This is a genomic window from Clavibacter nebraskensis NCPPB 2581, assembly GCF_000355695.1.
In the GTDB taxonomy this organism is placed as follows: domain Bacteria; phylum Actinomycetota; class Actinomycetes; order Actinomycetales; family Microbacteriaceae; genus Clavibacter; species Clavibacter nebraskensis.
This window is the reverse complement of record NC_020891.1, coordinates 1,060,202-1,085,920: the sequence shown is the minus strand read 5'-3', so window position 1 is coordinate 1,085,920 and position 25,719 is coordinate 1,060,202. Positions and strand designations below refer to the sequence as shown.

The 25,719-nt window shown below is 74.4% G+C and carries 23 protein-coding genes; 8 read left to right on the top strand and 15 right to left on the bottom strand.

Annotated features, from left to right (window positions below):
• Window positions 1-92 precede the first annotated feature (92 nt).
• The 3 genes from otsB to CMN_RS05125 all read right to left on the bottom strand — a co-directional run bounded on the left by otsB (window position 93) and on the right by CMN_RS05125 (window position 3,446).
• Complete coding sequence (gene otsB, locus CMN_RS05135) at window positions 93-920, bottom strand: trehalose-phosphatase (RefSeq protein WP_015489786.1); 828 nt, start codon at window positions 918-920, stop codon at window positions 93-95.
• A 5-nt stretch (window positions 921-925) separates the two neighbouring features.
• Window positions 926-2,521: an alpha,alpha-trehalose-phosphate synthase (UDP-forming) gene (locus CMN_RS05130; protein WP_015489785.1), complete on the bottom strand. Its 1,596-nt coding sequence runs from the start codon at window positions 2,519-2,521 to the stop codon at window positions 926-928.
• A 100-nt stretch (window positions 2,522-2,621) separates the two neighbouring features.
• Window positions 2,622-3,446: a fructosamine kinase family protein gene (locus CMN_RS05125; protein ID WP_015489784.1), complete on the bottom strand. Its 825-nt coding sequence runs from the start codon at window positions 3,444-3,446 to the stop codon at window positions 2,622-2,624.
• Window positions 3,447-3,593: 147 nt separating this feature from the next.
• Between CMN_RS05125 and CMN_RS05120 the strand changes: the two genes are divergently transcribed.
• Both CMN_RS05120 and CMN_RS05115 read left to right on the top strand, forming a co-directional pair.
• Window positions 3,594-4,469 (top strand): sugar phosphate isomerase/epimerase family protein, encoded by an 876-nt coding sequence (locus CMN_RS05120; protein WP_015489783.1) that lies wholly within the window; start codon window positions 3,594-3,596, stop codon window positions 4,467-4,469.
• 169 nt (window positions 4,470-4,638) lie between these two features.
• The gene (locus tag CMN_RS05115) at window positions 4,639-4,941 is read left to right on the top strand and encodes a putative quinol monooxygenase (protein WP_012037768.1); all 303 of its coding nucleotides are present in this window, start codon (window positions 4,639-4,641) and stop codon (window positions 4,939-4,941) included.
• A gap of 78 nt (window positions 4,942-5,019) precedes the next feature.
• Here the strand turns inward: CMN_RS05115 and CMN_RS05110 are convergent, their stop codons facing one another.
• The 5 genes from CMN_RS05110 to CMN_RS05090 form a co-directional block, all read right to left on the bottom strand.
• Window positions 5,020-6,330, bottom strand: coding sequence for a hypothetical protein (locus CMN_RS05110; RefSeq protein ID WP_015489782.1), 1,311 nt, complete (start codon window positions 6,328-6,330; stop codon window positions 5,020-5,022).
• 119 nt (window positions 6,331-6,449) lie between these two features.
• Window positions 6,450-8,345 (bottom strand): YhgE/Pip domain-containing protein, encoded by a 1,896-nt coding sequence (locus CMN_RS05105; protein ID WP_015489781.1) that lies wholly within the window; start codon window positions 8,343-8,345, stop codon window positions 6,450-6,452.
• Complete coding sequence (locus tag CMN_RS05100) at window positions 8,342-11,290, bottom strand: MMPL family transporter (protein ID WP_015489780.1); 2,949 nt, start codon at window positions 11,288-11,290, stop codon at window positions 8,342-8,344. Before CMN_RS05100 ends, CMN_RS05105 begins: the two co-directional genes overlap by 4 nt.
• 62 nt (window positions 11,291-11,352) lie before the next feature.
• Window positions 11,353-11,931, bottom strand: a complete 579-nt coding sequence (locus tag CMN_RS05095) for a TetR/AcrR family transcriptional regulator (protein WP_015489779.1) — start codon at window positions 11,929-11,931, stop codon at window positions 11,353-11,355.
• 82 nt (window positions 11,932-12,013) lie between these two features.
• Window positions 12,014-13,168, bottom strand: coding sequence for an SLC13 family permease (locus CMN_RS05090; RefSeq protein ID WP_015489778.1), 1,155 nt, complete (start codon window positions 13,166-13,168; stop codon window positions 12,014-12,016).
• 151 nt (window positions 13,169-13,319) lie between these two features.
• Between CMN_RS05090 and CMN_RS05085 the strand changes: the two genes are divergently transcribed.
• A complete protein-coding gene (locus CMN_RS05085; protein ID WP_015489777.1) occupies window positions 13,320-13,508 on the top strand; it encodes a hypothetical protein in 189 nt (62 codons plus the stop codon).
• 57 nt (window positions 13,509-13,565) lie between these two features.
• On the opposite strand, the gene CMN_RS05080 is transcribed toward CMN_RS05085, so the two are convergent.
• Window positions 13,566-14,786, bottom strand: a complete 1,221-nt coding sequence (locus CMN_RS05080; RefSeq protein WP_015489776.1) for a mechanosensitive ion channel family protein — start codon at window positions 14,784-14,786, stop codon at window positions 13,566-13,568.
• A 210-nt stretch (window positions 14,787-14,996) separates the two neighbouring features.
• On the opposite strand from CMN_RS05080, the gene CMN_RS05075 reads away from it, so the two are divergent.
• Complete coding sequence (locus CMN_RS05075) at window positions 14,997-15,644, top strand: hypothetical protein (protein ID WP_106389135.1); 648 nt, start codon at window positions 14,997-14,999, stop codon at window positions 15,642-15,644.
• A 23-nt stretch (window positions 15,645-15,667) separates the two neighbouring features.
• On the opposite strand, the gene CMN_RS05070 is transcribed toward CMN_RS05075, so the two are convergent.
• Window positions 15,668-17,050 carry a glucose-6-phosphate dehydrogenase gene (locus tag CMN_RS05070; RefSeq protein WP_015489774.1) on the bottom strand — a complete coding sequence of 461 codons (1,383 nt, stop codon included), beginning with the start codon at window positions 17,048-17,050 and terminating at the stop codon, window positions 15,668-15,670.
• 57 nt (window positions 17,051-17,107) lie between these two features.
• Between CMN_RS05070 and CMN_RS05065 the strand changes: the two genes are divergently transcribed.
• Entirely contained in the window at window positions 17,108-18,961 is a 1,854-nt protein-coding gene (locus CMN_RS05065; protein ID WP_015489773.1) for a glycoside hydrolase family 15 protein, read from the top strand.
• A 77-nt stretch (window positions 18,962-19,038) separates the two neighbouring features.
• Here the strand turns inward: CMN_RS05065 and CMN_RS05060 are convergent, their stop codons facing one another.
• Both CMN_RS05060 and CMN_RS15100 read right to left on the bottom strand, forming a co-directional pair.
• Complete coding sequence (locus CMN_RS05060; protein ID WP_015489772.1) at window positions 19,039-19,857, bottom strand: alpha/beta fold hydrolase; 819 nt, start codon at window positions 19,855-19,857, stop codon at window positions 19,039-19,041.
• A 105-nt stretch (window positions 19,858-19,962) separates the two neighbouring features.
• The gene (locus CMN_RS15100; protein WP_015489771.1) at window positions 19,963-20,139 is read right to left on the bottom strand and encodes a hypothetical protein; all 177 of its coding nucleotides are present in this window, start codon (window positions 20,137-20,139) and stop codon (window positions 19,963-19,965) included.
• A 186-nt stretch (window positions 20,140-20,325) separates the two neighbouring features.
• Here CMN_RS15100 and CMN_RS05055 point away from each other — a divergent pair, with 186 nt between their 5' ends.
• Window positions 20,326-20,748, top strand: a complete 423-nt coding sequence (locus CMN_RS05055) for a MarR family winged helix-turn-helix transcriptional regulator (protein WP_015489770.1) — start codon at window positions 20,326-20,328, stop codon at window positions 20,746-20,748.
• Complete coding sequence (locus tag CMN_RS05050) at window positions 20,745-22,073, top strand: MFS transporter (protein ID WP_015489769.1); 1,329 nt, start codon at window positions 20,745-20,747, stop codon at window positions 22,071-22,073. The genes CMN_RS05055 and CMN_RS05050 overlap by 4 nt, the downstream gene beginning before the upstream one ends.
• A gap of 34 nt (window positions 22,074-22,107) precedes the next feature.
• Here CMN_RS05050 and CMN_RS05045 read toward each other — a convergent pair whose 3' ends face one another.
• The gene (locus CMN_RS05045; protein ID WP_015489768.1) at window positions 22,108-22,674 is read right to left on the bottom strand and encodes a hypothetical protein; all 567 of its coding nucleotides are present in this window, start codon (window positions 22,672-22,674) and stop codon (window positions 22,108-22,110) included.
• A 96-nt stretch (window positions 22,675-22,770) separates the two neighbouring features.
• Between CMN_RS05045 and CMN_RS05040 the strand changes: the two genes are divergently transcribed.
• Window positions 22,771-24,303, top strand: coding sequence for an amino acid permease (locus CMN_RS05040; RefSeq protein WP_015489767.1), 1,533 nt, complete (start codon window positions 22,771-22,773; stop codon window positions 24,301-24,303).
• Window positions 24,304-24,312: 9 nt separating this feature from the next.
• Here the strand turns inward: CMN_RS05040 and CMN_RS05035 are convergent, their stop codons facing one another.
• Both CMN_RS05035 and CMN_RS05030 read right to left on the bottom strand, forming a co-directional pair.
• A complete protein-coding gene (locus tag CMN_RS05035) occupies window positions 24,313-24,699 on the bottom strand; it encodes a hypothetical protein (protein ID WP_015489766.1) in 387 nt (128 codons plus the stop codon).
• Between the two features lie 123 nt (window positions 24,700-24,822).
• On the bottom strand, window positions 24,823-25,650 hold the full coding sequence (locus tag CMN_RS05030) for an HNH endonuclease family protein (RefSeq protein ID WP_015489765.1): 828 nt from the start codon (window positions 25,648-25,650) through the stop codon (window positions 24,823-24,825).
• Window positions 25,651-25,719: the final 69 nt, after the last annotated feature.

The window sequence follows — 25,719 nt, the reverse complement described above, 5'->3', positions numbered from 1 at the left end:
CGCGAGGAGGACGATCACGTGCGGTCTCCTCTCGCGAGTCGGCTATTTCCCCAGTCTACCTGAGCCCTACCTGAGAGACCGGGGCGGCCGCCTCAATCGGGATGGACGGCCGGCTCGGCGCGGAGGTCGGCGAGCACCTGGAGCACGCGCGCGACGTCGTGCGGGCCGTCGACGCGGAAGTCCGCCGCCGTGGCGCCCGTGCCGCTCTTGAGCCCGAAGTCGCCGGCCTGGAGCGCGGCGAACGCGTCCTCGTCGGTGACGTCGTCGCCCGCGTAGAAGACGGCCGTCGCCTCGGCGTACCGGCGCAGGTGCTCGACCGCCTCGCCCTTGGTCGCGTGCCGGACGCTGAACTCCAGCACGTCCTTGCCGGAGCGCACCTTGAGGCCCTCGACCTCGGCGTGCGCCTCCTGCGTCGCGACGAGGTGCGCGATGCGGCTGTGCTTCTCCGTGGCGAGGCGCGTGTGCAGGGCGAAGCCCGCGGGCTTCTCCTCGATCCACACCTCGTCGAGGGAGTCGGCGACCTGCCCGAGCACGTCGGAGAGCACACCGCGCTGGGCGAGCTCGCCCTCGTCGAGGGTGAGCTCGATGTCGTCGGTGTCGAGGCGGATCTCCACCCCGTGGGATCCCACGAGCAGCACGTCGTCCGGCAGGTCGGCCACGGCCTCGAGGCTCCGCAGCGCCCGACCTGACACGAGAGCGACGCGCGTCTCGGGCAACGCGAGGAGCGCGAGCACCGCGGCGCGGGCCTCGGGGACCGCGCGCGCCTTCTCGGGGTCGTCGACCTCGGGCGCGAGCGTGCCGTCGAAGTCGAGCGCCACGAGCAGGCGCGGCGTGCGCGCGAGCTCGGTGAGCGCCTCGAACAGGCGACCGGGGAATCCGCGGCCGCCCTTGGCCTGGATGTCGGTGGTCAGCTCGGCCACGCGCGCTACCAGCCCTCGTCCATGAGGGGCTCGACGACCTCTTCGTCGGGGCCCTCGTGGATCGAGGCGGCGTGCGTGCGCCCGAGGTCGGCGAGGAACGAGCTCGACCAGGCCGCCACGTCGTTCTCGAACACGCGCTTGCGGAGCGATCGCATGCGCTTGCGCTGCTCGGCCTTCGGCATCTCGATCGCGCGGAGGATCGCCTCCTTGAGGCCCTCGATGTCGTGCGGGTTCACGAGGAGCGCGGCCTTCAGCTCGTCCGCGGCGCCCGCGAACTCGCTGAGCACCAGCACGCCCTCGTTGGAGTGCTTGGTGGCCACGTACTCCTTGGCGACCAGGTTCATGCCGTCGCGGAGCGCGGTGACGAGCATGACGTCGGCCGCGAGGCAGAGCGCCACCATCTCCTCGCGCGGGTACCCGTGGTGCAGGTAGCTGATGGCGGTGTGGCTGATGGAGCCGTAGTCGCCGTTGATGCGGCCGACCGTGAGCTCGATCTCGTCGCGGAGCTGCTTGTACGTCTCCACGCGCTCGCGGCTCGGGCTCGCGACCTGCACGAGCGTCGCGTCCTCGACGGTGACGCGGCCCTCGGCGAGCAGCTCGCCGAACGCCTTGAGGCGGTGGCCGATGCCCTTCGTGTAGTCGAGGCGGTCGACGCCCAGCAGGATCGTCTTCGGGTCGCCGAGGTCCGCGCGGATCTGTCGGGCGCGCTCCTGGATGGCCGGGTCCTTGGCCATCTCCTCGTAGCTGCGCGCGTCGATCGAGATCGGGTAGTGCTTCGCCACGACCTGGCGCGTGCGCAGCTCGCGGACGGGCTTCGACGGCTTCGTGCCGGGGACGGTGAGCGGGATGCCGCCGCGCACGGGCACGTCGACGGTGGATCCGCGGGTCGTGTACCCGAAGAGCCGCCGTACCGCGCGCGTGAAGTTGCCGGCGTCGGCGACGCGCTGGAAGCCGATGACGTCGGCGCCCAGCAGCCCCTCGATGATCTGCGTGCGCCAGGGCAGCTGCGAGTAGATGCCGTAGGGCGGGAACGGGATGTGGTTGAAGAACCCGATGGTGAGGTCCGGCCGCTGCTCGCGGAGCATCTTCGGCACGAGCTGCAGCTGGTAGTCCTGGACCCACACGGTGGCGCCGGGCGCGGCGGCCTTCGCGGCGGCGTCGGCGAAGCGCTGGTTGACGGTGACGTAGGTGTCCCACCACTCGCGGTGGTAGCTCGGCTGCGCGATGACGTCGTGGTACAGCGGCCACAGCGTGTCGTTGGAGAAGCCCTCGTAGTACTCGGCGAGGTCCTGCTCGGTGAGCGTGACGGGGATGATCGAGATGCCGGCGTCGACGAACGGCTCGACGTCGTGGTCGGCGATGCCCGGCCAGCCGACCCACGCGCCCTCGTTGGCGCGCATCACGGGCTCGAGCGCCGTGACCAGGCCGCCCGGCGAGTGCCGCCAGGAGGTGGTGCCGTCGGGGGCGACGACGCGGTCGACCGGGAGGCGGTTCGACACGACGACGAGGTCGTAGGCGCCGGGCTCGACGTGGTCGCCGTCGTGCGCGGCGATGCGCGTCGACTCGGTCGCGGAGGGCGTGGATGAGGGTGGCGGAGTCACGGTTCCCGTCTCGGTTGCGCAGAGCTCTGTGGTACCTGCTCGGTGGGTCGAGGCTACCAGCCCCACCCCGGCCTGACCGGGGGTCGCGCGTCCGCCGGCGTCACATCCGGAGCACCGCGCGGGCCGCGTCGTGCAGCGCGTCGCCGTAGGACGGGCCGTGCGACGCGGCGTGCACGGCGAGCGGGTGCAGCTGGTGCAGCGGCACGCGGGCGCGCCAGCCGGCGGCGAGGGATCCGGTGTCCGCGTACGCGCCGAGGAGGTCGTCGAGGCCGGGGCAGCCGAAGAGCGCGAGCATCGCGAGGTCGGTCTCGCGGTGGCCACCGTGCGCGGCCGGGTCGATGAGCACGGCGCCGGCGTCCGTCCACTGCACGTTGCCCGACCAGAGGTCGCCGTGGATCCGGGCGGGCGGCACCGGGTCGTCGAACCGGCCGTCCGCGGCGAGGGCGCACGCCCGCTCCACGTCGGCCGCCTGCGCGGAGGTCGCGTTGCCGGCGTCGACCGCGCGACGGAGGTACGGCAGCACGCGCTCGCGGGCGTACCAGGCGCCCCAGCCCTCCCCCGCGCCGTCCGCGTCTCCGTCTCCGTCGAGCACCGACAGCGGCTGCCGGCCGATGAAGGCGGGGCCGTCGAGCCCTGCCGGTGGGGACCCGAACGCGGGCGCGCCGGCGGCGTGGGTCACGGCGAGCGCCGTGCCGAGCGCCCAGGCGGCCTCGCGCGTGGGACGGGCGGGCGCGAGGCGCTCGAGGTCGATGCGGCCGGGCGCCACGTCGAGCACCCGCACGATGCGCGCTCCCCCGTCGGACTCCGCCTCCGCCAGCCACGCGAGCCCGGCCGCCTCGGCCTCGAAGAACCCGCGCGGCGCGTCGGCTCGCTCCTTCCGGAACGCCTGCGCGCCCCCGCTCCCGCTCGATCCCGCAGCCGCCATGCCCGCTCCCCTCCTCGCGGGAGGTGCGTCGACCGCGCTCCCGTCCGGTCCAGCATGCCGACCCCCGCTGTGCGCGCCGCGCACCCGACACGCGCCGGACCGCCCGCGTATCCCGGGGGCACAGGGGCGGCGGGTAGGGTCGCCGACGTGATCCGAGTAGGCATGAGCACCACCTGCGTGTACCCCCAGCCCGTCGAGAACGCCTTCCTCATGGCGAAGCGCGCCGGCTTCGACGGCGTCGAGATCATGGTGACGAACGACGAGGTCACCCAGGACGCCGCCGCCCTGCGCACCATGTCGGAGAAGCACGGCCTGCCCGTCCTCTCCATCCACGCGCCCGTCCTGCTGCTCACGCACTTCGTGTGGGGCAGGGACCCGAAGGTGAAGCTCGAGCGGTCCGCCGAGCTCGCCCGCGCAGTCGGGGCGCCCGCCGTCGTCGTGCACCCGCCGTTCCGCTGGCAGGCCGACTACGCCGAGTCGTTCCTCGACATCGTGCGCTCCATCCAGACGGAGACGGGCGTCGAGATCGCCGTCGAGAACATGTTCCCGTGGCAGATCGCCGGCCGCAGCATGAAGGCGTACTCACCCGGCTGGGATCCGCGGGACATGGACTGCGACGCCACCACGCTCGACTTCTCGCATGCCTCCCTCTCCGGACAGGACGCGCTCGAGATGGCCAAGGCCCTCGGCCCGCGCCTGCGCCACGTGCACCTGTGCGACGGATCCGGCTCGCAGGACGACGGCCGCATCCTCGACGAGCACCTCCTCCCCGGCCGCGGCACGCAGCCCGTCGCGGAGACGCTCCGCTGGCTCGCCGAGCAGGGCTGGCAGGGCGGCGTCGTCGCCGAGGTCAACACCCGCAAGGCCAAGAACGAGGAGCAGCGGCTCGCGATGCTGATCGAGACGCGCGAGTTCGCGCAGCGGCAGCTCCGGCTCGACGTGGCGCCCGAGAAGACGCCCGTCGCGCCGCCCGTGGTGTCCGGGTACCAGCGGCTCCGCACGGCGCTCCGCCGCGACCGGTGAGCCGCGGGGCGTCCCGATCGGGCGCCCACCGCTCCCTGCCGACACGCCCGCGCGTGCCCGTCGGGAGTGCCGCCCACCCGCGAGGGGTTGGATGGGACAGGGGAACGTCCCCGCACATGATCGACGTCGCGCGCGGACCCGCCCGCCCGCCGTCGGGACCGGAGACACCATGAGCACCACCGTGCACCTCGAGATCCAGGTCGACGAGAGCCGCCTGGCCGACGTCGCCGACGTCCTCGCCGAGACCCTGCAGGCCACCCGCGCGTTCGCCGGCAACGAGGGGCTCGAGGTCCTCGTCGACGACGCAGACCCCGCCCGCATGGTCGTCGTGGAGCAGTGGGCGTCCACCGCCGACCACGACGCGTACGTCGCCTGGCGCGCCACCCCGGAGGGCGCCGCCCGCCTCGGCGAGGTGCTGGCCGCGCCGCCCGTGACCCGCGTGTTCAGCGGGCGCATCGCGCTCGCGCTGTAGCGACGCGCGCACGACGCACGACGAGGGCCGCCCGGTCATCCGGGCGGCCCTCGTCGTGCGCGGGGCGGGGTGCCGCGGTCAGCGCCCGCTGAGGTCGTAGGGCCGCTGGTGCGGATCCACCGTGGCGAGGTACCCGCCGTCCGCGAGCGCGGACGGGACAGCGATCGTGCCGCGCACCGTCGCCCGTGTGCCGGCGACGTCGATCTCGAGGACGGATCCCGTGCCCGCCCGGGACAGGAACAGCTCGGAGCCGTCGTCGGACGCGGCGAGGAAGCGCGCGGCGGATCCGGCGCCCGGCACCTGCCCGAGGGCCGGCAGCCGCACGGTCGTCACGGCACCGTCGTACAGGCCGGCGCGTCCGCGGGCGACGAGGGACAGCGTGTCCACGCCGCCGGCGGTCACGACCGCGGCCGCGTAGCCGGGCGTGACGACCGCGCGCGTGGACGTGCCCGAGCCGAGGGCGACGCTGGCGACTCCCCGCCCGCGCATCGACGACGACGTGAGCAGCGTGGGCGCACCCGGACCGGTGCCGGTCTGCGTGCCCACGGCGGTCTCCCCGTCGGGCGCCATGCGCGGCCGGTAGCTCTGCACGGCGGGCTCGGGGTAGGCGCGGGAGACGGAGGCGCCGAAGCCGCCGCGCGTCAGCGGCACCGTCTCGATCCCGTCGTACAGCGTGGAGCCGATCACGGTGCCGCGCGCGTCCGCCACGGGACCGTGCGGGTACGCGCCGAGCGGGGTGCTCGCCACGGGGGCCGGGGCGGTGTCGCCGCCGAGGATCGACGCGACGTCGTACGCGTCGAGGCGGCCGCCCGCGCTCACGACGAGGCGCAGCGGCGAGCCGACGAGGAACGTCTCCATCTCCTCGGTGCCTCGCTCACCCGTCGTGGCGAGTGTGACCTCGCTGGTGCGGATGGTGGCGGTGCGGGCCACGCCCGTGCGGGTGTCGAGCACCGTGACCTGCTGCGCGGTGGATCCGTCGAGGTCCGACCCCACCGCCACGAAGCGGTGGCCCGGGTCGTCGGCGATCCAGCCGGCCCGGGTCCACGCGCCGGCGATCGCGGAGATCGGCGTGGAGGACGCGATGCGCGGGACGCCGGACGAGGCGATGTCGACCACGTCGAGCCGCGGCCCAGCTTCGTCGACGAAGGCGACGCGGCCGTGGCCCATCTGGATCACGCCGGCGTGCGTGCCGAGGGCCGCGCCCGGCAGCGTCCCGGTGATGCGGCCGGTGGACGCGTCGACGACGGCGACGTCATGGGCGGGCGCGTCGGCGACGAGCAGCCACCTCGCGCGGGGCGCCGCCTCGGCCGCGGGGGCGGGTGCCGCGAACGAGCCCGCGAGGAGTCCGAGGGCGGCGACGCCGGCGGCGAGGAGGGAGGGGATGCGCATGGTGCCCGCTTTCTGAGAATGGTTCTCATGAGGATACGGGTTCGCCGGCGCGGGTGCGGTCCGCCGTGCACGGACCGATCCGCGGCGAGCGGCCGACGAGGGCCGGTCGCCGCGGATCGTCAGACCGCGACGGCCACCGAGGACGGCGCCGTCCCGGGCACGAGCCCGAGGCTCTTCGCCCGGCGGGAGCGCCGCGTCACGAGGTACGACACCGCGAGGCTCAGCAGCAGGAACACCGCGAGCATGCCGGCCGCTCCCCATGCCACGCCCGGGGCGCCGCCCGCGATGATCGCCTGCATGCCCGACGCCGCGTAGGTCAGCGGCAGGAACGGACTGATCGCCTGGAACGGCGCGGCCACGAGCTGCAGCGGGATCACCCCGCCCATCGACGCGGCCTGGATGGCGAGCAGGATCAGCGACACCACGAGCCCGGCGCGGCCGAACGCCTGGCGGAGCAGGTAGTGGATCGCCGTGAAGGCCGCCGCGGTGACGGCCGCGAACCCGAGCGTCACGGGCAGCAGCGCGAGGGACAGCCCGAGCGCCGCGTGCACGAGCGCGACGAGCAGCACGACCTGGGCGAGCGCGATGAGGGCGGCGCGCGCGAGCACGCGCCCCATCACGCGGCCGGTCGCGGCCGAGGAGGCGAGCAGCCGGCGCGCGGCCGGGCGCAGCACGAGGAAGGTCGCGAAGGCGCCCAGCCACAGGCCGATGGGCACGAAGATCGCGGCGATCGCGTCACCCGGGTTGCCGATCTCGTTCTCGCGCTCGACCGTGAGGCCGACCGGATCCGCGACGACGCCCGACGCCTGGGACGCCTGGTCGGCGTCGAGCGACGGGATCTGCTCCGCGCCCTGCGTGAGGCCGGTGCCGAGCTCGGTCGCGCCGGACGAGAGCGCGTCCGCACCGGTCGCGAGGTCGCCCGCGCCCGTCGCCGCGGACGTCGTGCCGGTGCGCAGCTGGCCGAGGCCGTCGCTCAGCTGGCGGGCGCCCGAGACGAGGGCACCGCCGTTGGCCGCGAGCTGCGACGCCCCCGACGCGCTCTGGCCGATGCCCTGCTGCACGCCCTGGATCCCGGCGGCCGCCTGCGACGCGAGGGTCTGCCCCTGCGCGGCGTACCGGTCGAGCCCCTGCTCGAGCGGCTCGAGCTGCGCGGCGATGGGCGCGCTCTGCGGGTTCGCGGCGAGCTGCTGCCGGAGACCGGCCACCTGGGCCGCGATCTGCCCGGCCCCGCCCGCGTACTGCCCGACGCCGTCGGACACCTGCGACAGCCCCGCCGCCCCGGTCTGCAGCCGGTCGAGCCCGGAGGAGAGCTGCGAGACGCCGCCCGTGTAGGTGCCGAGCCCGTCTGCGAGCTGCGACGCGCCCTGCTGCGACCGTCCGACGCCCTCGCCGAGCTGCGTGATCCCGTCGCCGAGCGTCGTCGCGCCGGAGGAGAGATGGGTGGCGCCGTCGGCCAGCTTGGCGGCGCCGGCTCCCGCGTCCGTGAGCGACCCCTTGAGGCCGCCGAAGGTGGTGTAGATGCCGGAGACGAACTGCGAGGTGATGGCGTTGCCGAACACGCTCGTCATGCCGACGCCCACAGCCTGCGTGGCCGCGCCCGTCAGGTAGCCGTGCGCGTCGTCGGTCTTCACGCTGATCTGCGCGCGCTGCGGGGCGTCCGTGGACAGCGACACGATCGACGCGGAGAAGTCCTTCGGCACGGTGAGCACCGCGTAGACCTCGCCGTCGTCGAGCATCCTCTGCGCCTCGTCGGCGTTGGTGATGGTCCAGTCGAAGGCCTGGTTGTCGTCGCTGGTCAGCTGCGTGACGAGCAGCCGGCCGGCGAGCACGGGCGACTCGGTGCCGTCCTGGGCCTTCTGCTGGACGATCTCGTCCTGGTTGACGATGGCGGCGGGCACCCGCTCGACGCCCGTCGCGACGTCCGAGAGCGAGCCGATGAAGAGGCCGGCGACCGCGAGGGGCACGATCGCGACGAGGGCGACGGCGAGGCGTCGGCGTACGGAGCGGGTGGTCATCGGCGGGTCTCCTTGCCGGTCAGGACGGGCTGGTCGATGTCGGGGCGCTCGACGGCCTCGGGTGCGGGTGCGGTCGCGTCGTCCGGGGCGACGCGGAGGCGCACGGTCGGCCTCCCCGGGATCCCGTGGTCGTCCGGGAACCCCGGCGCGCCCAGGAGGACAGTCGTGCTCTCGTGCACGAGGGCGGGCAGGGCGGCGAGGAACGCGCGCTCGGCGGCGGCGTCCGGGAACGGATCCACGACGTCGAGCACGAGCACGGGCGCACGTCCCGCGGCGGCGACGGCCGTCAGGGCGATGGCGCGCTCGAGCGGCAGGAGCGATCCGACGGGGTCGTCGGCGCCGATGCGGCGGGCGCCCGCCGCGTCGGCGGCCTGGTCGATGCGCGTGAGCCACTCCTCCTGACGCGCGCGGGCCCCGCGGCGGCGGCCCATCGGCTCGGAGAGGTCGATGCGCTCGGCGAGGAGGTCCCCGACGGTGACGCCGGAGTCGACCCGGTCGACGCGGCCGAGGTCGGCCATGGCGACGCTCGTGAGGACGCGGCCGGACTCGGAGGCGAGCGGGTGCCCGGCGACGTGCGCGCGGCCGGACAGCGGCGCGAGCCGCGCCCCGAGCGTCGCGCCGAGGAGGCGTCGGTCGGCGACGTCGCCCTCGACGAGCACGAGGGATCCGGCGGGGGCGCTGAGGTCGACCGGCAGGAGCCGGCGGCCCGGCACGCCCACGACGAGCCTCTCGGCCGCGACGGCGGCGCCGGACGCGTGCGCCCAGTCGACGTCGTCCTGATGCTCGCGGAGGCCCTCGCCCTCGATGTCAACGTCCGGGAGGATCCGGTCGAGCCAGCGCGGGATCCACCACGCGCGCTTCCCGAGCAGCGCCATCGCGGCGGGCACCAGGGTCATGCGCACGAGGAAGGCGTCGAAGAAGATGCCGACGGCGAGGCCGAGCGCGATGGTCTTGATCACGCCCGCGCCCTCCGGCACGAACGCCGCGAAGACGAAGAACATGATGAGCGCGGCCGCCGTGACCACGCGGGCGGCGCCCGAGAAGCCCGTGACGATGGCACGCTTCGCGTCGCCGTGGTGCACGAAGTCCTCGCGCATGCCGGAGACGAGGAACACCTCGTAGTCCATGGCGAGGCCGAAGAGGATCGCCATGAGCAGGATCGGCATGAAGCTGAGGATCGGGCCGGGCGTCACGCCGAGCGCATCCGCGAATTGGCCCTGCTGGAAGATCAGCACGACGGTGCCGAACGACACGACGACGCTCAGCAGGAAGCCGACCGCGGCCTTGATCGGCACGAAGATCGACCGGAACACGATCATGAGCAGGATGATCGAGAGCCCCACCACGACGATCCCGAACGGCACGAGCGCCTGGTCGAGCCGCTGCGAGATGTCGTTCTGCACGGCGGTGGTGCCCGTGACGGAGACACGCGTGTCGTAGCGGTCGTGGAGCCCCGGCGCGAGGTCGCGGATGGACTGCATGAGCGCCGTGGTCTCCGCCGACTCGGGCGGGCTGTCCGGCACGACCTGGATGATCGCGGTGTCGACCGACGGGTTCGGAGTGCCGGCGCCGACGAAGGCCACGTCGTCGAGCCCGCGGATCTCGTCGCCGATCTCCCCGAGCACCCCGATCGGGTCGGTGGTCTGCGTGATGTCGACGAGCACGACGAGCGGCCCGTTGTGGCCCGGGCCGAACGCGTCGGAGACGGTGTCGTACGCGACCCGGCTGGTGGATCCCGCGGGCTGGGTCGCCCCGCTGGGCAGCCCGAGCTGCAGCTGCGACGCGGGCACGGCGAGGAGGCCGGCGATGCCGATGACGATCACGACGGGGATGATCGGCACCTTCGTGACGACCTTCACCCAGCGCGCGCCGAGCGTGTGCTGCGTGCCCTCGGCCTGCGCCTTCGCGCGGCGCGCGGCCCGCGAGCCCTCCTTCGGGCGGAGCCGCTCCCCCGCGAGGCCGAGCATGGCCGGCAGCAGCGTGGTCGCGACGCCCATGGCGAGCAGCACCGCGAACGCCGCGCCGAGCCCCATCACGGTGAGGAACGGGATCTGCACCACGAGGAGCCCGAGCAGCGCGATGATCACCGTCACGCCCGCGAAGATCACGGCGCTGCCGGCCGTCGCGACCGCGGTCGCCGCCGAGCGCTCGACGGGCATGCCGTTGGCGAGCTGCGTGCGGTGCCGCATGAGGATGAACAGGGCGTAGTCGATGCCGACCGCCAAGCCGATCATCACCGCGAGCAGCGGCGAGGCGCTCGAGACCGTGACGAACTTCGAGGCGGCCACGAGCGCGCCCGCGGAGGCCGCGACGCCGACGAGCGCGCCGATGAGGGGCAGCCCCGCCGCGAGCATCGACCCGAACGTGAGCACGAGCACGAGGCCGGCGAACAGCACGCCGAACGCCTCGGTCACGGTGACGCCGTAGTGGACGTCCTGGAAGACCTGGCCGCCGAACGACACCGTCAGCCCGGCGTCCTCCGCCGCCTGCGCGGACTCCCTCAGCGCGTCGAGCGTCGCGGTCGTCACCTGGTCGCTCTGCCCGGAGAACTGCACGGTCGTGATCGCCACGGTGCCGTCGTCGGAGACCGCGTCGGTCGCGTACTCCGAGAACGGGGACAGCGCCGTCGCGACGCCGGGGACCTCGCCCGCGGCCGTCGCGGTCGCCTCGATGGCCGCCTTCTCGGCGTCGTCGGTGACCTTCGCGCCCGCGGGCGCCTCGGTCACGATCTGCGCGCTCGCGCCCGCGGCCTGCGGGAACACGGCGGCCAGCCGGTCGATCGCCTCCTGCGACTCGGTGCCCGGGATCGAGAACGACTCCTGGGTCTTCCCGCCGAGCGCGAGGCCGCCGCCCAGGAGGATGCCGAGGACGAGGATCCACGCGGCGACGACGCGCCACGGGTGGAGGAACGAGATCCGGCCGAGCCGGTACAGAAGCGTGGCCATGGGCGGGTGGCTCTCCTTGCGTGGGACGTGCGCGTGGGGGACGTGCGGGGGCGAGGCGGGGATCAGGCGGAGCGGGTTCCGAGGGGGGCGAGGAGCTCCCCCACGACCACGACGAGAGCGGCCCTGATCTCGTCGTCGGGCAGCGGTTCGTTGGTGGACCAGTCGTCGCTCGCGGCGAGGATGTACGCCGCGCCGCCGAGCGCCACGCCGAAGCGCAGCTGGTCGAGGGTGCTGTCGAGCGCGCCGGCGGTCTCGCCGAGCGCGCGCACGAGGTCGTTGGCGCGCTCGATCACGGCGAGGTGCCCGAGCGAGCGGCCCTGCGTGATGAACAGCGCCACCTCGTGCCGGTGCAGCAGGAGGAAGTCGATGAACCGCTCGACGAACTGGCGCCGGGCGTCCTCGTCGCCGCGGATGGAGTCGGCCCGGTCGATGACCTCGGCGAGCGCGTCGATCGTCGGTTCGAGGAGGGCGTCGAGCAGCGCCTCCTTGGAGGCGAAGTGGTAGAGCACGCTCGACTTCGAGTAGCCCGCCTCGTCGGCGATCTGCTGGAGCGAGGTCGCCTGGAACCCGTCCCGGGCGAAGCGGGCGGCGGCGATGGAGCGGAGCTCGTCGCTCGCGGATGCTCGGGAGGTGCGGGTCACGCCGAGAGCATATGTCGACCGATCGGTCAGTCCCTGCACGATCGGTCAGACTGCCAGTCGTCTGCCAGGCGGGCGCGGCCGGTCAGCGCGTGAGCACGAAGGCGGCCATCGCCAGACCGACCGTGAGGGGCGCGACGACGAGCCCCAGCAGCATGTAGCGCGACCACTTGAGGTGGACCCCCATGCTCACGAGCCGCTCGTGCCAGAGCAGCGTCGCGAGCGACGCCCACGGCGTGATGAGCGGGCCCGCGTTGACGCCCACGAGGATCGCGACGAGCCGCTCCGGGGATCCCGCGACGGGCTCCAGCGCGAGGTACGCCGGCAGGTTGTCGACGGCGTTGGCGCTGAGCGTCGCGACGCCCGCGAGGCGGAACAGCGCGGCGGCGTCCTGCCCCTGCCCGGAGACCGCGGCCATCACCGCGGTGAGCCCGAGCGACTGCGCGGCCTCCATCACGATGAAGAGGCCGGACGCGAACACCACGAGCTGCCACGGCAGCAGCCCGAGCCGCAGGACGCGCGGGCGGCGGACCGCCGTGAGGATCGCGAGGACGACGGCGGCGGCGAGCGCGGGGATCCACACCTCGACGCCCGAGACGAGCGCCGGCACGAGGAGCCCCACCACGACGGCGCTGCCCACGAGCAGCACGCGGTCGGTGGGCGCGGTCGGCGGCCCGACCTCGTAGCGCGTGAAGAGGTCCTCGCGGTGGATCACGAGGATCGCGAGCACGGGCACCGCGATGGCGACGAGCGCGGGCGCGACCGTGAGGGCCGCGAACCCGGCCGGGCCCAGGCCGCCGAGCTCGTGCTCGGCGAGCAGGTTGGTGAGGTTGGAGACGGGGAGCAGGAGCGACGCCGTGTTCGCGAGCCACACGGTGGTCAGCGCGAACGGGAGCGGCGGCAGCCCGCAGTGCCGGGCGAGCACGACGACCACGGGCGTGAGCAGCACGGCGGTCGTGTCGAGCGACAGGAAGATCGTGCAGAGGCAGGCGAGCACGACGGTCGCGAGCCAGAGCGCCCACGTGCGTCCGCGTCCGAGGCCGGCGGCGCGCTCGGCGATCCACGTGAAGAGCCCCGCCTCGCTGGCGAGCTCGGTGACCACGGTGATGGCGACCACGAAGAGGAGGATCGGCCAGACCCGCTCGTACAGGACGCCGAGGTCGTCGAGCGGGAGGGCTCCGGTGGCCACGGCGACGGCGCCGACGACGAGGAGCACCACCCCGATGAGGGCTGTGCGCACGGGCGCCTCCTGTCTGATCCGCGATCACTGTACTCATCGCGCGCCGGGAGTCCGCGCCGCCTGCGGAAAGGGGACGGCGGGCGGCGACGGCGCCCGGGCGGCGGTCGCGGCCGTCGGATCCCGGTACCGTGGAAGCACACTGGGAGGTGTCATGCGCAAGTACATCCTGAACGGCAGCGTCCTCAGCGCCCTCGTCGGCGGCTGGAGCACGCTCCAGACGACCCGTCGGGGTCCGCGCGACTGGAAGCTCGGCCTCATGTGGCTCAGCTGGGGCATCACGGTGGCGATCGCCGTCGGCACGGTCATCGAGGACTCGCGCGACGGGCGGATCGGCAACTAGCCGTCCCCATCCGCGACGCCCACGCCCACCCGGCGTGCGCGTCCGTCGTGCGTGCGGTCAGTCCCGCGTGCGCCAGCGGTCGCCGTCGACCTCGAGGTCGATGCGCTCCTCCGCGGGCACCGTGGAGATCGGCCCGGTGAACAGGCCCGCGCGCGTGTCCGCCTGCGCGGTGCCCGAGAACAGGCCCGTCGGCTCGGTCTCCGGCGCGCCCCGCCGGGCCGGCGGCGCGTCGTCGGGCTCGTGCGCGTCCACCATCTGCACGCGCGTGCGCGGCAGCGACTGCGGGCTGTGCTCGTGCAGGAAGGCGACGAGCCGCTCGCGCACGAGGCAGCGCAGGTCGAACAGGGTGGGCGCGTCGACGGCGGAGACGAGCACGCGGATCCGCACGAAGCCGCCGACCGCGTCCGTCACCTGGAGCACGGAGACGCGGCGGTCCCAGAGGTCGGTCGTCGCGAGCACCCGGTCGAGCTCCTCGCGCATGCTCGCGGGCGTCGCGCGCCAGTCGAGGTCGAGCTCCACCGCGCCGAGGAGCTCCGACTTGGTGCGGGTCCAGTTCTGGAACGGCGTGGTCGTGAAGTAGGTGGACGGCAGGACCATCCGCCGGTCGTCCCAGATGTGGACGACCACGTAGGTGAGCGTGATCTCCTCCACGCGCCCCCACTCCGTCTCGACGATCACCACGTCGTCCACCCGGATCGCGTCGCTGAAGGCGAGCTGCATCCCGGCGAACATGTTGGCGAGCGTGGACTGCGCGGCGAGGCCCGCGACGATGGACACGAGGCCGGCCGAGGCGAGGACGCTCGCGCCCGCTGCCCGGGCGCCCGGGAACGTCAGCAGGATCGCGCCGATGGCGACCACCACGATCGCCACGACCGTGAGCCGCCGGATGATGAGCACCTGCGTGCGCACGCGCCGGGCGACCCGGTTGTCCGCCACGTCCACCCGGTAGCGGCTGAGCCCGAGGTCCTCGAAGAAGATCGCGAGCGCGCACACGAGCCACGCGGCCGCGACGATCGTCAGCACGTGCAGCAGGTGGTCGAGGCCGTCGCGCACCTCGCCCGGCACGACCGAGGCGCGGAGCGCGACCCACACCGCCACGACCACGAGCAGCACGCGGAACGGCCGTCGGGCCCGGCGGACGAGGCGGGCCGCCCACTCGCGACGGCGCGCGATGACGCGGACGACGAGGGCGACGACCGCGGTGACGAGCAGGGCGGCGGCCACGGCCGCGAGCAGCGTGACGGTCACGGCGACGGCGGGCACGGCGAGCAGGTCCACGGATCCTCCAGACGGGTCGGGCGGACCGCGCTGTCCCGGGCGTCCAGTCTCGCAGGCGCTCCGGCGCGCTCGGGCCGCGGACCGGGGGCCGGCGGGGGCGCATCGCGGCGCCCCCGCCCCGGGATCCCCGGCGTGTCGCGGGTCGGCCCGGGCGTGTCGCGCACGAGGATGGTCCCGATCGCGGCGGTGCGATCGGGGAGGCCGTGGATCATGTTCCGGTGGCGCAGAGGCAAGTCCGTCCCGACCGAGGCCGCGCCCGCGGCATCCGAGCAGAGGCCGGCGGGACGGGGATCCGTCGCCGCGCCGACCGCTCCCCCGCAGCCCGTCGTCTCGACCGCCACCGGCGAGCTGGCGGCGATCGCGGCACGGCTGCACGGCGGCCCCGTGCGGCCCGCCCACGTGCCGGCGCACAAGGCCCTGCCCGAGGATCCCCCCGTCGACGCGGCAGCCGGCGGCGCGCCCGACGCCGACCGCGAGCCGGACCTCCGCCCGCTCGCCCTCATCGTGCAGGCCGCGCTCGCGCACCACTTCGGCCCCGAGGGCGCGTGGGCGCTCGTCCGCCGCACGCCCGACACCACCGCCGGCTTCTTCGACGAGCTCATGACCGCGCACATCGCGCGCGACGTGGCGCTCGCGCTCGGCGCCTCCCCCGCCGCGGCCGGCCTCCCGCTCGAGGACGCCCGGGCGACGGGGTCGTCGGAGCCCGACGCGTCCCCTCGTGACGCCGCCGCGCGGCAGGACGCGGTCGCGCGCGAGCTCGCGGTGTTCGACGAGGATCCGCTCGACGGCGCGCTCGCCGAGCTGGCCGGGGACCCGCGCCGCGTCCCTGCGGTGCTCCGCGCCGTGCGCAGCGCCTAGGCGGGCGCCGCGCGCCGGGGCGCTCAGCCCTTCGGCGCCACCTGCGGGCCGTCCCACGGCCCCGCGGATCCGGCCGGGTACTCCTCGAGCGGCACGTCACCAGCGCGCCACGCGGCGATGACCGGCTCGACGATGCGCCAGCACTCCTCCGCCGTGTCGCCGCGCACCGAGAGGCCCTCGTCATCCGAGATGATGCCGTCGATGACCTGGCCGTACGGCGGCAGGTCGCCCGGGTCGAAGGCCGTCACGAGCTCGGCGCGGTCGATGACGTCCGGGTCGGCCGGGCCGTTCACGTTGAGCTCCAGGTGCAGCTCGTCGGGGGCGATGAGGATGCGGATCCGGTCGGGCGCGTCCGCGCCGCGGAGCCCGGTGGGCACGTGCGGCGCGGGCTGGAAGGTCACGACGATCTGGCGCCGGTGGTCCTTCATCGCCTTGCCCGAGCGGAGCCGGAACGGCACGCCCGCCCAGCGCCAGTTCGCGATCTCGACCGTCATCTCCGCGAGCGTCTCGGTGCCGCGGGCGGGATCCACGCCCGCCTCGTCGGCGTAGGCCGGGAGCTGGCGGCCCTCGACGTCGCCCGCCGAGTAGCGCGCGCGACGGGACGACGCCACCGGGTCACCGCCCCATGGCCGCGTCGCGCGGAGCACGAGCGCCTTCTGATCGCGGACGTCCCGCGCGTCGGTGGTGGCGGGCGCCTCCATCGCGAAGACGGCCATCACCTGCAGCAGGTGGCTCTGGATCATGTCGGCGAGGGCGCCCGCGCCGTCGTAGTAGCGGGCGCGGCCCTCGAGCGCGAGCTGCTCGTCGTAGACGATCTCGACGCTCGCGATGTGCTGGGCGTTCCACACCGGCTCGAGCAGCCGGTTGGCGAAGCGGAGCCCCAGGAGGTTCCGCACGGTCGATCGGCCGAGGAAGTGGTCGACGCGATGCGTGCGCTCCTCGGGCACGAGCGTCGCGAGCAGCCGGTTGAGCGCCTGGGCGCTCGCGAGGTCGGTGCCGAAGGGCTTCTCGAGCGAGAGCGACGTGCCCTCGGGCAGCGTGATCCGCGTCATCGCCTCGCACGCCCTCTCCGTGACCGCGGGCGGCAGCGCGAAGTAGACGGCGGGCGCGGCGTCGCACGCGGCGACGAGGCGCTCCAGGTCGGCCTCGGCCGTGACGTCGGCGGCCTGGTAGGTCGTGCCGGCGAGCACGCGGTCGACGGCGGGGCCCTCGGCGCCGAGCGAGGCGAATGAGGTGCGGACGACCTCGCGCCAGCGGTCGTCGTCCCACTCCTCCGTGCCCGCGCCCACCAGCTGGAGGTCGAGGTCGGGGCGGTGGGCGAGGAGCTCGCCGAGGCCGGGGAGGAGGAGGCGCGCGGAGAGGTCGCCGCTGGCGCCGAGGATGAGGAGCGTGGAGGTCGCGGGCATGCCGTCAGGCTACGCGCGGCGGCAGGGAGACGTCAGGGCGCCGTGGGACCATGGCGCATGGCCATGCGCATCGAGGACTACGCACTCATCGGGGACTGCCACACGGGAGCGCTGGTCGGCCGCGACGGCTCCATCGACTGGCTGTGCCTCCCCCGCTTCGACTCCGCCTCCATGTTCGGGGCCCTGCTCGGCACCGAGGAGCACGGCGCGTGGAAGCTCGCCCCGGCCTCTCCCGAGGCCACCGTCTCCCAGCGCACCTACCTCGGGAACACCTTCGTGCTCTGGACCAGGTGGGAGACGCCCGAGGGCGCGGTCGAGGTCACCGACTTCATGTCCATGGGCGATCGCCGGGCCGACGTCGTGCGGCGCGTGCGCGGCATCAGCGGCACCGTGCGGATGCAGGGCGACCTCCGCCTGCGCTTCGGCTACGCGACCGCGCTCCCGTGGATCCGCAAGCTCGACGGCGACGACCCGCGCCTCGTCGCCGTGGCCGGCCCCGACGCCGTCGTCGTGCGCGGCCCCGAGCTCACCGCGACGAACCACCACCACGGCGTCGCGTTCGAGGTGGCGGCCGGCGAGACCGTCGACCTCGCGCTGACCTGGTACCCGTCGCACCGCAGCGAGCCGCCGGCGTTCGACGTGGACGCCGCCCTCGAGCGCACGACCGAGTGGTGGGAGTCGTGGGCCAGCTCCATCGAGCACTCCGGCCCGCACCAAGCCGCCGTGCGCCGTTCGCTGCTCGTGCTCCGCGCGCTCACGCACGAGGACACCGGCGGCATCGTCGCAGCGGCGACCACGAGCCTCCCCGAGCAGTTCGGCGGAGCCCGCAACTGGGACTACCGCTACGTCTGGCTCCGGGACGCGTCGCTCACCCTCGAGGTGCTCCTCGCGCACGGCTTCGACGACGAGGCCGACGAGTGGCGCACGTGGCTGCTGCGGGCGATCGCCGGGGATCCGGGCGACGTGCAGATCATGTATGGCCTCAGCGGCGAGCGGTACCTCCCCGAGCGCGACCTCGACAGCCTGCCCGGCTACCAGGGGTCCGGCCCGGTGCGCGTCGGCAACGGCGCGTTCGAGCAGTACCAGGCCGACGTCATCGGCGAGGTGATGCTCGCGCTCCAGGCCGCTCGCGACGCCGGCGTCGGCGAGACCGAGTTCTCCTGGCCGCTGCAGCGCGCGCTCATCGGCTTCGTCGAGGAGAACTGGGAGCGGCAGGACAGCGGCATCTGGGAGATCCGCGGCGCCGAGCAGCACTTCACGCACTCGCGGGCGATGATCTGGGCGGCCCTCGACTGCGCGGTCCAGGGCGTCGAGCGGCACGGGCTCGACGGGCCGGTGGAGCAGTGGAAGGCGCTGCGCGACCGGGTGCGCGACGAGATCCTCGACAAGGGGGTGGATCCCGCGACGGGCGCCTTCCGCCAGCACTACGGCACGACCGAGGTGGACGCCTCGCTCCTGATCCTCGCCCAGGCCGGGTTCTGCGCCTACGACGACCCGCACATGCTCGCGACGGTCGCGGCGATGGAGCGGACGCTCATGCACGAGGGCTTCCTGCTGCGCTACGACACGAGCGCGGGCGTCGACGGCCTGCCCGCGGGCGAGTACCCGTTCCTGGCCTGCTCGTTCTGGCTCGTCGAGCAGTACGCCCGGTCCGGCCGCGAGGCCGACGGCCGCGCGTTGATGGAGCGGCTCGTCGCCCTCTCCAACGACGTCGGGCTCCTCTCGGAGGAGTACGACCCCGTCGGGGAGCGTCAGGCGGGCAACGTGCCGCAGGCCCTGTCGCACCTCGCGCTCGTGCGGGCGGCGGACGCCCTGGAGGCCGCGGCGGCCGCGCATCCGGACGACCTCGACCGCGCGCACCGGGACGGCAACGCCGCGCTGGCGCACGCCGAGGCGGCGCGCGGGGCGTAGGCGACGGCGGCCGGGTCCGGGCGCGCGGCTCCCCGCGCGCGGGCCGGCCCGCGCGACCGGCCCCCGCGACCGGCGCGTCAGAGCGCGTCGAGGAAGCGCGCGACGGCCGGCAGCGCCTCCGGGTGCCGCGGGGTGTCGGCGTGTGTCGCCCCGTCGAGCTCCACGAGCGGCGCGTCCGGTCGCAGCGCCTTCACGTGGTGCGCCGCGCGGAGCCGCTCGGGGTCCCGCGTGCCCGCGACGAGCAGCAGCGGCACCGCGGATCCGGCGACGACCTCGTCGGGCACGCCCTGGTCCCGCTCCGACTCGCGCATGTAGGCGGCGAGCGCCCGCGCGTCGTCCGCGAGGAAGGCCCCGCGCGTCGCGGCGTCCACCGGGTGCCCGCTGTGCCGCTCCCACGCCTCGAGGAACCCGGGCATGCCGCCGGTCTCCAGCGCGTCGATGCAGCCGGGGAAGAACACGCGGTCGAAGACGCCGACGCCGCTGCGCGGAGACCCGCCGAGGCTCGACGTGGAGAGCAGGCGGTCGGGGTGGGCCGACGCGAGCGAGAAGCCGACGCGCGCGCCGAGGCTGTAGCCCACGTGGTGCACGGCGGACGCGCCGACCGCGTCGAGCACCGCCACGACGTCGGCGACCATGAGGTCCATCGCGTAGGCCGCGGGCTCGTGCGGGGTGCCGCTGCGCCCGTGGCCGCGGAGGTCCAACGTGATCACCCGCCGCGTCGGCGACAGCGCGCGCACCCAGCCGAAGCCGCGCCAGATCGCCTGCGACAGGGCCGTGCCGTGCACGAGGACCACGGGCGCGTGGGCCGGGTCGCGGGGATCGCTGTCCGCAGGACCGGCGCCGAACGTGCGGTAGGCGATGCGCGTGCCGTCGAGGGGGTTCGTCGCGGTGTCCACGGGGATCCAGGCTACGCGGATCCCCGGGCGTGGCCGCGCGGGCGGGTCGTCGCGCCGGGTGCGGACGGCCCCGCCCGCGCGGGCCGCGGATGCCGGTGGAGCGGGCTAGGCGCCGGCGCCGTCCTCGTCGGCGGGATGCGGCGTGTCCTCCTCGGGCTCGAAGTGGTCGTCCCCGCCGTCGTGGTCGGCCGCGACGCCCGTGGATCCGGCGGGGATCGTGCCGTCGCCGCCGAGCTTCGCGTCGTCGTCGTGCGCGTCGGCCGTGCCGTCGTGGTGGGTCATGTCCGTGCCTCCTCTGGTCGCGCGGCCCGTGCCCGCGTCGTCGCGGGTGCATCGCGGCCGGCGGTGTCCTCCCATCCTGCCCGGGCGGGCGGCCGGCGCCCCGGTGCATGTCCGGCCGAGGCGCTCGCAGGATCCCGTCACACCCCGACGCAATCGTTAGCAGGACTAATGAGCTAGCCTAAGGACATGCCCGACTCCCCCGACCTCAGCCAGAGCCTGCGCGCCGGCGTCATGCGCCTCGCGCGCCGCCTGCGGGCCGAGAAGGCCGACCACGAGCTGAGCGACAGCCAGTTCGTCGTGCTCGCCCTGCTCCTCCGCGACGGGCCGACGAGCCCCGGCCGCCTCGCCGAGATCGAGCGCGTCACCGCCCCGAGCATGAACCGCACGGTCAACTGCCTCGTCGAGGCGGGCTACGCGGAGCGCTCGCCCGCCCCCGACGACGGCCGCCGCGTCACCGTCTCCATCACGGACGCCGGCCGGACGGTCGTGCAGGAGACCCGCCGGCAGCGGAACGCCTGGCTCTCCCTCCGCCTCGGCGAGCTCACCGCTGCCGAGCGCGCCACCCTGGGCGAGGCCGCGGCCCTCCTCGGCCGCATGGCCGCGTCGTGAGCGCCGTCTTCCGGAGCCTCCGCGCCCCGAACTACCGCATCTGGTTCGCCGGCGCCCTCGTCTCCAACGTCGGCACGTGGATGCAGCGCACCGCCCAGGACTGGATCGTCCTCACCGAGCTCACCCGCTACGACGCGACCGCGGTCGGCATCGTCATGGCCCTGCAGTTCGGCCCCATGCTCCTGCTCTCCCCCTACGCGGGCCTCATCGCCGACCGGTACGACAAGCGCCGCGTGCTCATGATCACGCAGGGCACCATGGCCGTCCTCGGCCTCGGCCTCGGGCTCGTCGTCCTCTCGGGACGCGCCGAGCTCTGGCACGTCTACCTCTTCGCGCTCCTGCTCGGCATCGCCTCCGCGCTCGACGCCCCCGCCCGGCAGTCCTTCGTCTCGGAGCTCGTCTCCGACGACGACCTCTCCAACGCCGTCGCCCTCAACTCCGCGTCCTTCAGCGCGGCGCGCATGATCGGGCCGGCCGTCGCCGGCGTGCTCATCGCGGGCGTCGGCACCGGCTGGGTCTTCCTCATCAACGCCGTGAGCTTCGTCGCGGTGCTCATCGCCCTCACGCGCCTCCGCGTCGGCGAGCTCCGTCGCCCGGAGCGCGTCGCCCGGTCCCGCGGCCAGCTGCGGGAGGGCTTCCGCTACATCGGCGGGCGGCCGGACATCATGGTGATCCTCGTGATCGTCTTCCTCGTCGGCGCCTTCGGCTACAACTTCCCGATCTTCACCTCCACCATGGCGAGCGTCGAGTTCGGCAAGGGCGCGACCGAGTTCGGGCTGCTCTCCTCGAGCCTCGCCGTGGGATCCGTCGCCGGCGCCCTGCTCTCGGCCCGCCGCGAGCGCCCCCGCATCCGCCTGGTGTTCGTGGGCGCCGCGCTCTTCGGCATCGCGACCGGGCTCGCCGCCATCGCGCCCACCTACCTGCTCTTCGCCGGCGCCCTCGTGATCGTCGGCGTCGTCTCGCAGACCCTCATGACGAGCGCCAATAGCACCGTCCAGCTCACGGTCGAGCCGCGCATGCGCGGCCGCGTGATGGCCGTCTACATGGCGATCTTCGTGGGCGGCACGCCGCTCGGCGCGCCCATCGTGGGCTGGGTCGCGAACACGTGGGGCCCGCGCGCCGCCGTCATGGTGGGCGCGGCCAGCGGCATCGTCGCCGCCCTCATCGCCATCGCCTGGCTCGTCCTGCACCGGCACCTGCGCGTCTCGTACCGGATCCACCGCACGCCGCACCTGCTCGTCACGCACGACGGCGACGGCCGCGACCGCCGCGAGGACGCGCGCGAGGACATCGAGGCCGACGAGGCGGTCGCCCGCCGCACCTGAGGCGCGGTGCGCGCGCCCAGCGTCGCGCCTCGGGTCAGGGCGCGGGCGTCGGCGTCGCGGTCTGCGGCACGTAGCCGACGTCGTCGAGGCAGTAGTCGAGGAACGCGTTGGTCGCGCGCAGGTACTGCCCGGTGTCGAGCGAGGCGCCGTCCGTGTCCGCACCCGAGCGCAGCGCGTCCAGCTCGTCGACGATCGTCGAGAAGGACGCCACGAGCGGCTTCATGCCCTCGGGCGCCATGCCGGCGAGGGCGGCGTCGCCCTGCTTGACGCGGTCGAAGAGGGGCGGATCCACCTGCTCCCCGTCGCCGAGCGCCTGCACCAGCTTGGTGGAGTCGGGCAGCACCTGCGCGAGCGTCGAGCAGGTGGCGAGCTCGTCCTCGGTCGGCGGGCCCGGCGCGCGCGTCACGGTCGGCTCGGGGCTCGCGTTTCCGCCCGGTGCGGCGCCCGCGTCCGGGGTCGCGCTCGAGGCGGGCGTCGTCGCGGCGGGGACGGGCGCATCGGCCCCCACGGTGCACCCGGCGAGCGCGAGCGCCCCCGCCGCGGCCACGAGCACGGGCGCCCACGGGCGGATCCGCGGGGCGGTGCGGTGCATGCGGGCCATGCGGGCCTCCTCGGCGCCTATCACACGTGATCTGCCCCGCGGAAGTCGATCGACGCGGGTGTCAGGGCGAATGCCCCGGACCACTACCGTATTCGGATGACACGAAGCGAGAGCGACCGCAGCACCGTCACGCCCGATCCCGATTTCGTGGCACAGGACTTCAGCCACGAGCAGGAGGGCTACCAGCACGGGCTGAAACCCCGCCAGCTGCAGATGATCGCCATCGGCGGCGCGATCGGCACCGGCCTCTTCCTCGGCGCCGGCGGACGCCTCGCCTCCGCGGGCCCCGCCCTCGCCATCGTCTTCCTGATCTGCGGCGTCTTCGCCTTCTTCATCCTCCGCGCGCTCGGCGAGCTGGTGCTGCACCGGCCGAGCTCCGGATCCTTCATCTCCTACGCCCGCGAGTTCTTCGGCGAGAAGTTCGCCTACGCCGCCGGCTGGATGTACTTCCTCAACTGGGCGACCACCGCCATCGTCGACGTGACCGCCGTCGCCCTCTACATGCACTACTGGTCGGCGTTCACCGCGGCCCCGCAGTGGCTGCTCGCCCTCATCGCCCTGGCCGTCGTGCTCGCGCTGAACCTCGTCGCCGTGAAGGTCTTCGGCGAGATGGAGTTCTGGTTCGCGCTCGTGAAGGTAGCGGCCCTCGTCGTCTTCCTCATCGTCGGCATCGTGTGGCTCGCCTGGAGCTTCCCCGTCACGGTCGGCGGCCAGGAGGTGCAGACCGGGTGGACCGTCCTCCAGCAGAACGGCGGAGTCTTCCCCACCGGTCTCGTCCCCGTGGTGCTGGTCGTCCAGGGCGTCGTCTTCGCCTACGCGGCCATCGAGCTCGTGGGCACCGCGAGCGGCGAGACCCAGGACGTGGAGAAGGTCATCCCCCGGGCCATCAACTCGGTCGTCTTCCGCATCGCGATCTTCTACGTCGGCTCCATCGTCCTGCTCTCGCTCCTGCTCCCCTACACGGCCTACAGCGCCGACCAGAGCCCGTTCGTCACCTTCTTCTCCAGCCTCGGGTCGCCCGAGGTCGGAGCGATCGCCGGCTCCGTCATGAACTTCGTCGTGCTCACGGCCGCCATGTCGAGCCTCAACGCGGGCCTCTACAGCACGGGCCGCGTGCTCCACTCCATGGGCATGAACGGGTCGGCGCCGAAGTTCACGACCGTCATGTCGAAGGGCGGCGTGCCCTTCGGCGGCATCATGCTCACCGGATCCATCACGTTGCTCGGCGTCGGCCTCAACGCCCTCGTGCCCGCGCAGGCCTTCGAGATCGTGCTGAACGTCGCGGCGCTCGGCATCGTCGCGGGCTGGGGCACGATCATCCTGTGCCAGATGCGGCTGCGCGCCTGGGCGAAGCAGGGCAAGGCGAAGGAGCCCACCTTCCGCCTGCCTGGCGCGCCCGTGACCTCGTGGCTGACGCTCGCGTTCCTCGTCAGCGTGCTCGTGCTCATGGCCATCGACTGGCCGATCGGCACGCTCACCGTCGCCTCGCTCGTCGTGATCATCCCGCTCCTGGTCGTGGGCTGGTACCTGCAGCGCGACCGGATCCTCGAGATCGCCCGCGTGCGCGAGGGCATCACCGGCCCCTTCCCCGTGACCGGCCGCGACGCCGCCGACCAGCGGAAGCGCTGACCGGCACCCTCAGCCCGACCCGACGCCGCCGTCCCCCGCCTCGGGGGCGGCGGCGTCCGCGTCCGCGTCCGCCCGGGCGGCGGGCTGCGCGGGATCCGGCCGCAGCCGCCGCCCGAACGCCAGCAGCTCGGCGTCGTGCTGCATGACCCACGCGACCGCGGCGTTGAGGCTCTCGCGCCGCTGGACCCACACCCGCAGCCCGTCGGCTCCCAGGCCGCACGCGTAGACCTCGTAGGTGAAGGGCGCCGCGAGGTCGTCCCGATGGCGGAGCACCCAGCCGAGGGCGGGCCCGTCGCCCACGCGGACGAGCCACGCGCCGCGGACGGGGTGGGCGTGCGGGTGCTCCGGCACCGGGCTGATCGCGCCGGTGGCGTCGCCGCTCTGCTTGCTCCACATGCGGATCCCCTCGGGGTCGTCCGACCCGGACCCCGCGCCCGCGCCGACGCCCGGCCGCGTCGAGCCGAGCCGAGCCGAGCCGAGCGTACGCGCGCGCGCCGACGTCGTCCTCCGGGCTGCGCCTCACGAGCAGGCCTGGAGGACGCGGTCGATGGCGCTCCGGTCCGCGTCGTCGATCGTCATGCCGTACCTGTTCACGACGAAGGCGAAGCGCGTGACGTACAGGCACCGGTAGGCCGCGTCCGGTGGGAGCCACATGGCCGGCCCCTGATCCGACTTCTCCTGGTTGGTGGGGCCGTCGACCGCCTGCAGCTCGTCGAGGTCCGTCGCGAGGCGCTCGCGTCGCTCGTCGGTCCACGACCACGCCCCGTGCTGCCACGCCCAGGACAGCGGCACGAGGTGGTCGATCTGCACGGCCGCGCTCGTGCGCGGCCCGCGCGCGAAGTCGATGCCGCGCCCCGTGTACGCGTCGTCGAGGTGCCCGGCGACCACCGTGCAGCCCGGGTCGGACGACGCGAAGGCGACGCGGACGAGGTCGCGGACGAGCACGTCGTCGCGCTGGTCGCAGCCGTTCCCGTCCGCGTCCGCCCAGGCCGGGCCGAAGGCGACGCGGTCGTAGCGCGGGTCGCGCTCGCGCCCGTCCGCGCGGATGCCGGCGGCCATCGCGCGCGCGGCCGCCACGTCGATGCGGCCGTCCCTCACGAGCCCCGTCGCGGCGAGCGCGCGCACGACCGCGCCGTCCGGGACCTCCGCGCTGAGGTGACCGCCACCCGCGTCCGGTCCGAGGGCCGCCTCGCGCGCGCCCACCACCACCGCGACGAGCACGATGCCGGCGGCGACGACCCCGAGGAGGACGCGCACCGCCTGTCGTCCGTCCCGCAGGATCCGGACCAGCACGCGCCGCCCGGCGGCCCGCCCTCCGCCGTCGCTCCGCCGCCGTCTATCGCCCATGGCTCCCCCGTCCCGGGAGATGGCTACACGAGCGGCGCGGCTGCCGTCACGCCGTCGAGGGGACCGGGG

Coding starts and splice junctions, on each gene's coding strand:
- CMN_RS05125 (WP_015489784.1), bottom strand. CDS start 3,446: ATGGCGGCTGCGGGATCGAGCGGGAGCGGGGGCGCGCAGGCGTTCCGG.
- CMN_RS05115 (WP_012037768.1), top strand. CDS start 4,639: ATGAGCACCACCGTGCACCTCGAGATCCAGGTCGACGAGAGCCGCCTG.
- CMN_RS05110 (WP_015489782.1), bottom strand. CDS start 6,330: ATGCGCATCCCCTCCCTCCTCGCCGCCGGCGTCGCCGCCCTCGGACTC.
- CMN_RS05105 (WP_015489781.1), bottom strand. CDS start 8,345: ATGACCACCCGCTCCGTACGCCGACGCCTCGCCGTCGCCCTCGTCGCG.
- CMN_RS05100 (WP_015489780.1), bottom strand. CDS start 11,290: ATGGCCACGCTTCTGTACCGGCTCGGCCGGATCTCGTTCCTCCACCCG.
- CMN_RS05085 (WP_015489777.1), top strand. CDS start 13,320: ATGCGCAAGTACATCCTGAACGGCAGCGTCCTCAGCGCCCTCGTCGGC.
- CMN_RS05075 (WP_106389135.1), top strand. CDS start 14,997: ATGTTCCGGTGGCGCAGAGGCAAGTCCGTCCCGACCGAGGCCGCGCCC.
- CMN_RS05070 (WP_015489774.1), bottom strand. CDS start 17,050: ATGCCCGCGACCTCCACGCTCCTCATCCTCGGCGCCAGCGGCGACCTC.
- CMN_RS05065 (WP_015489773.1), top strand. CDS start 17,108: ATGGCCATGCGCATCGAGGACTACGCACTCATCGGGGACTGCCACACG.
- CMN_RS15100 (WP_015489771.1), bottom strand. CDS start 20,139: ATGACCCACCACGACGGCACGGCCGACGCGCACGACGACGACGCGAAG.
- CMN_RS05055 (WP_015489770.1), top strand. CDS start 20,326: ATGCCCGACTCCCCCGACCTCAGCCAGAGCCTGCGCGCCGGCGTCATG.
- CMN_RS05045 (WP_015489768.1), bottom strand. CDS start 22,674: ATGGCCCGCATGCACCGCACCGCCCCGCGGATCCGCCCGTGGGCGCCC.
- CMN_RS05040 (WP_015489767.1), top strand. CDS start 22,771: ATGACACGAAGCGAGAGCGACCGCAGCACCGTCACGCCCGATCCCGAT.
- CMN_RS05035 (WP_015489766.1), bottom strand. CDS start 24,699: ATGTGGAGCAAGCAGAGCGGCGACGCCACCGGCGCGATCAGCCCGGTG.
- CMN_RS05030 (WP_015489765.1), bottom strand. CDS start 25,650: ATGGGCGATAGACGGCGGCGGAGCGACGGCGGAGGGCGGGCCGCCGGG.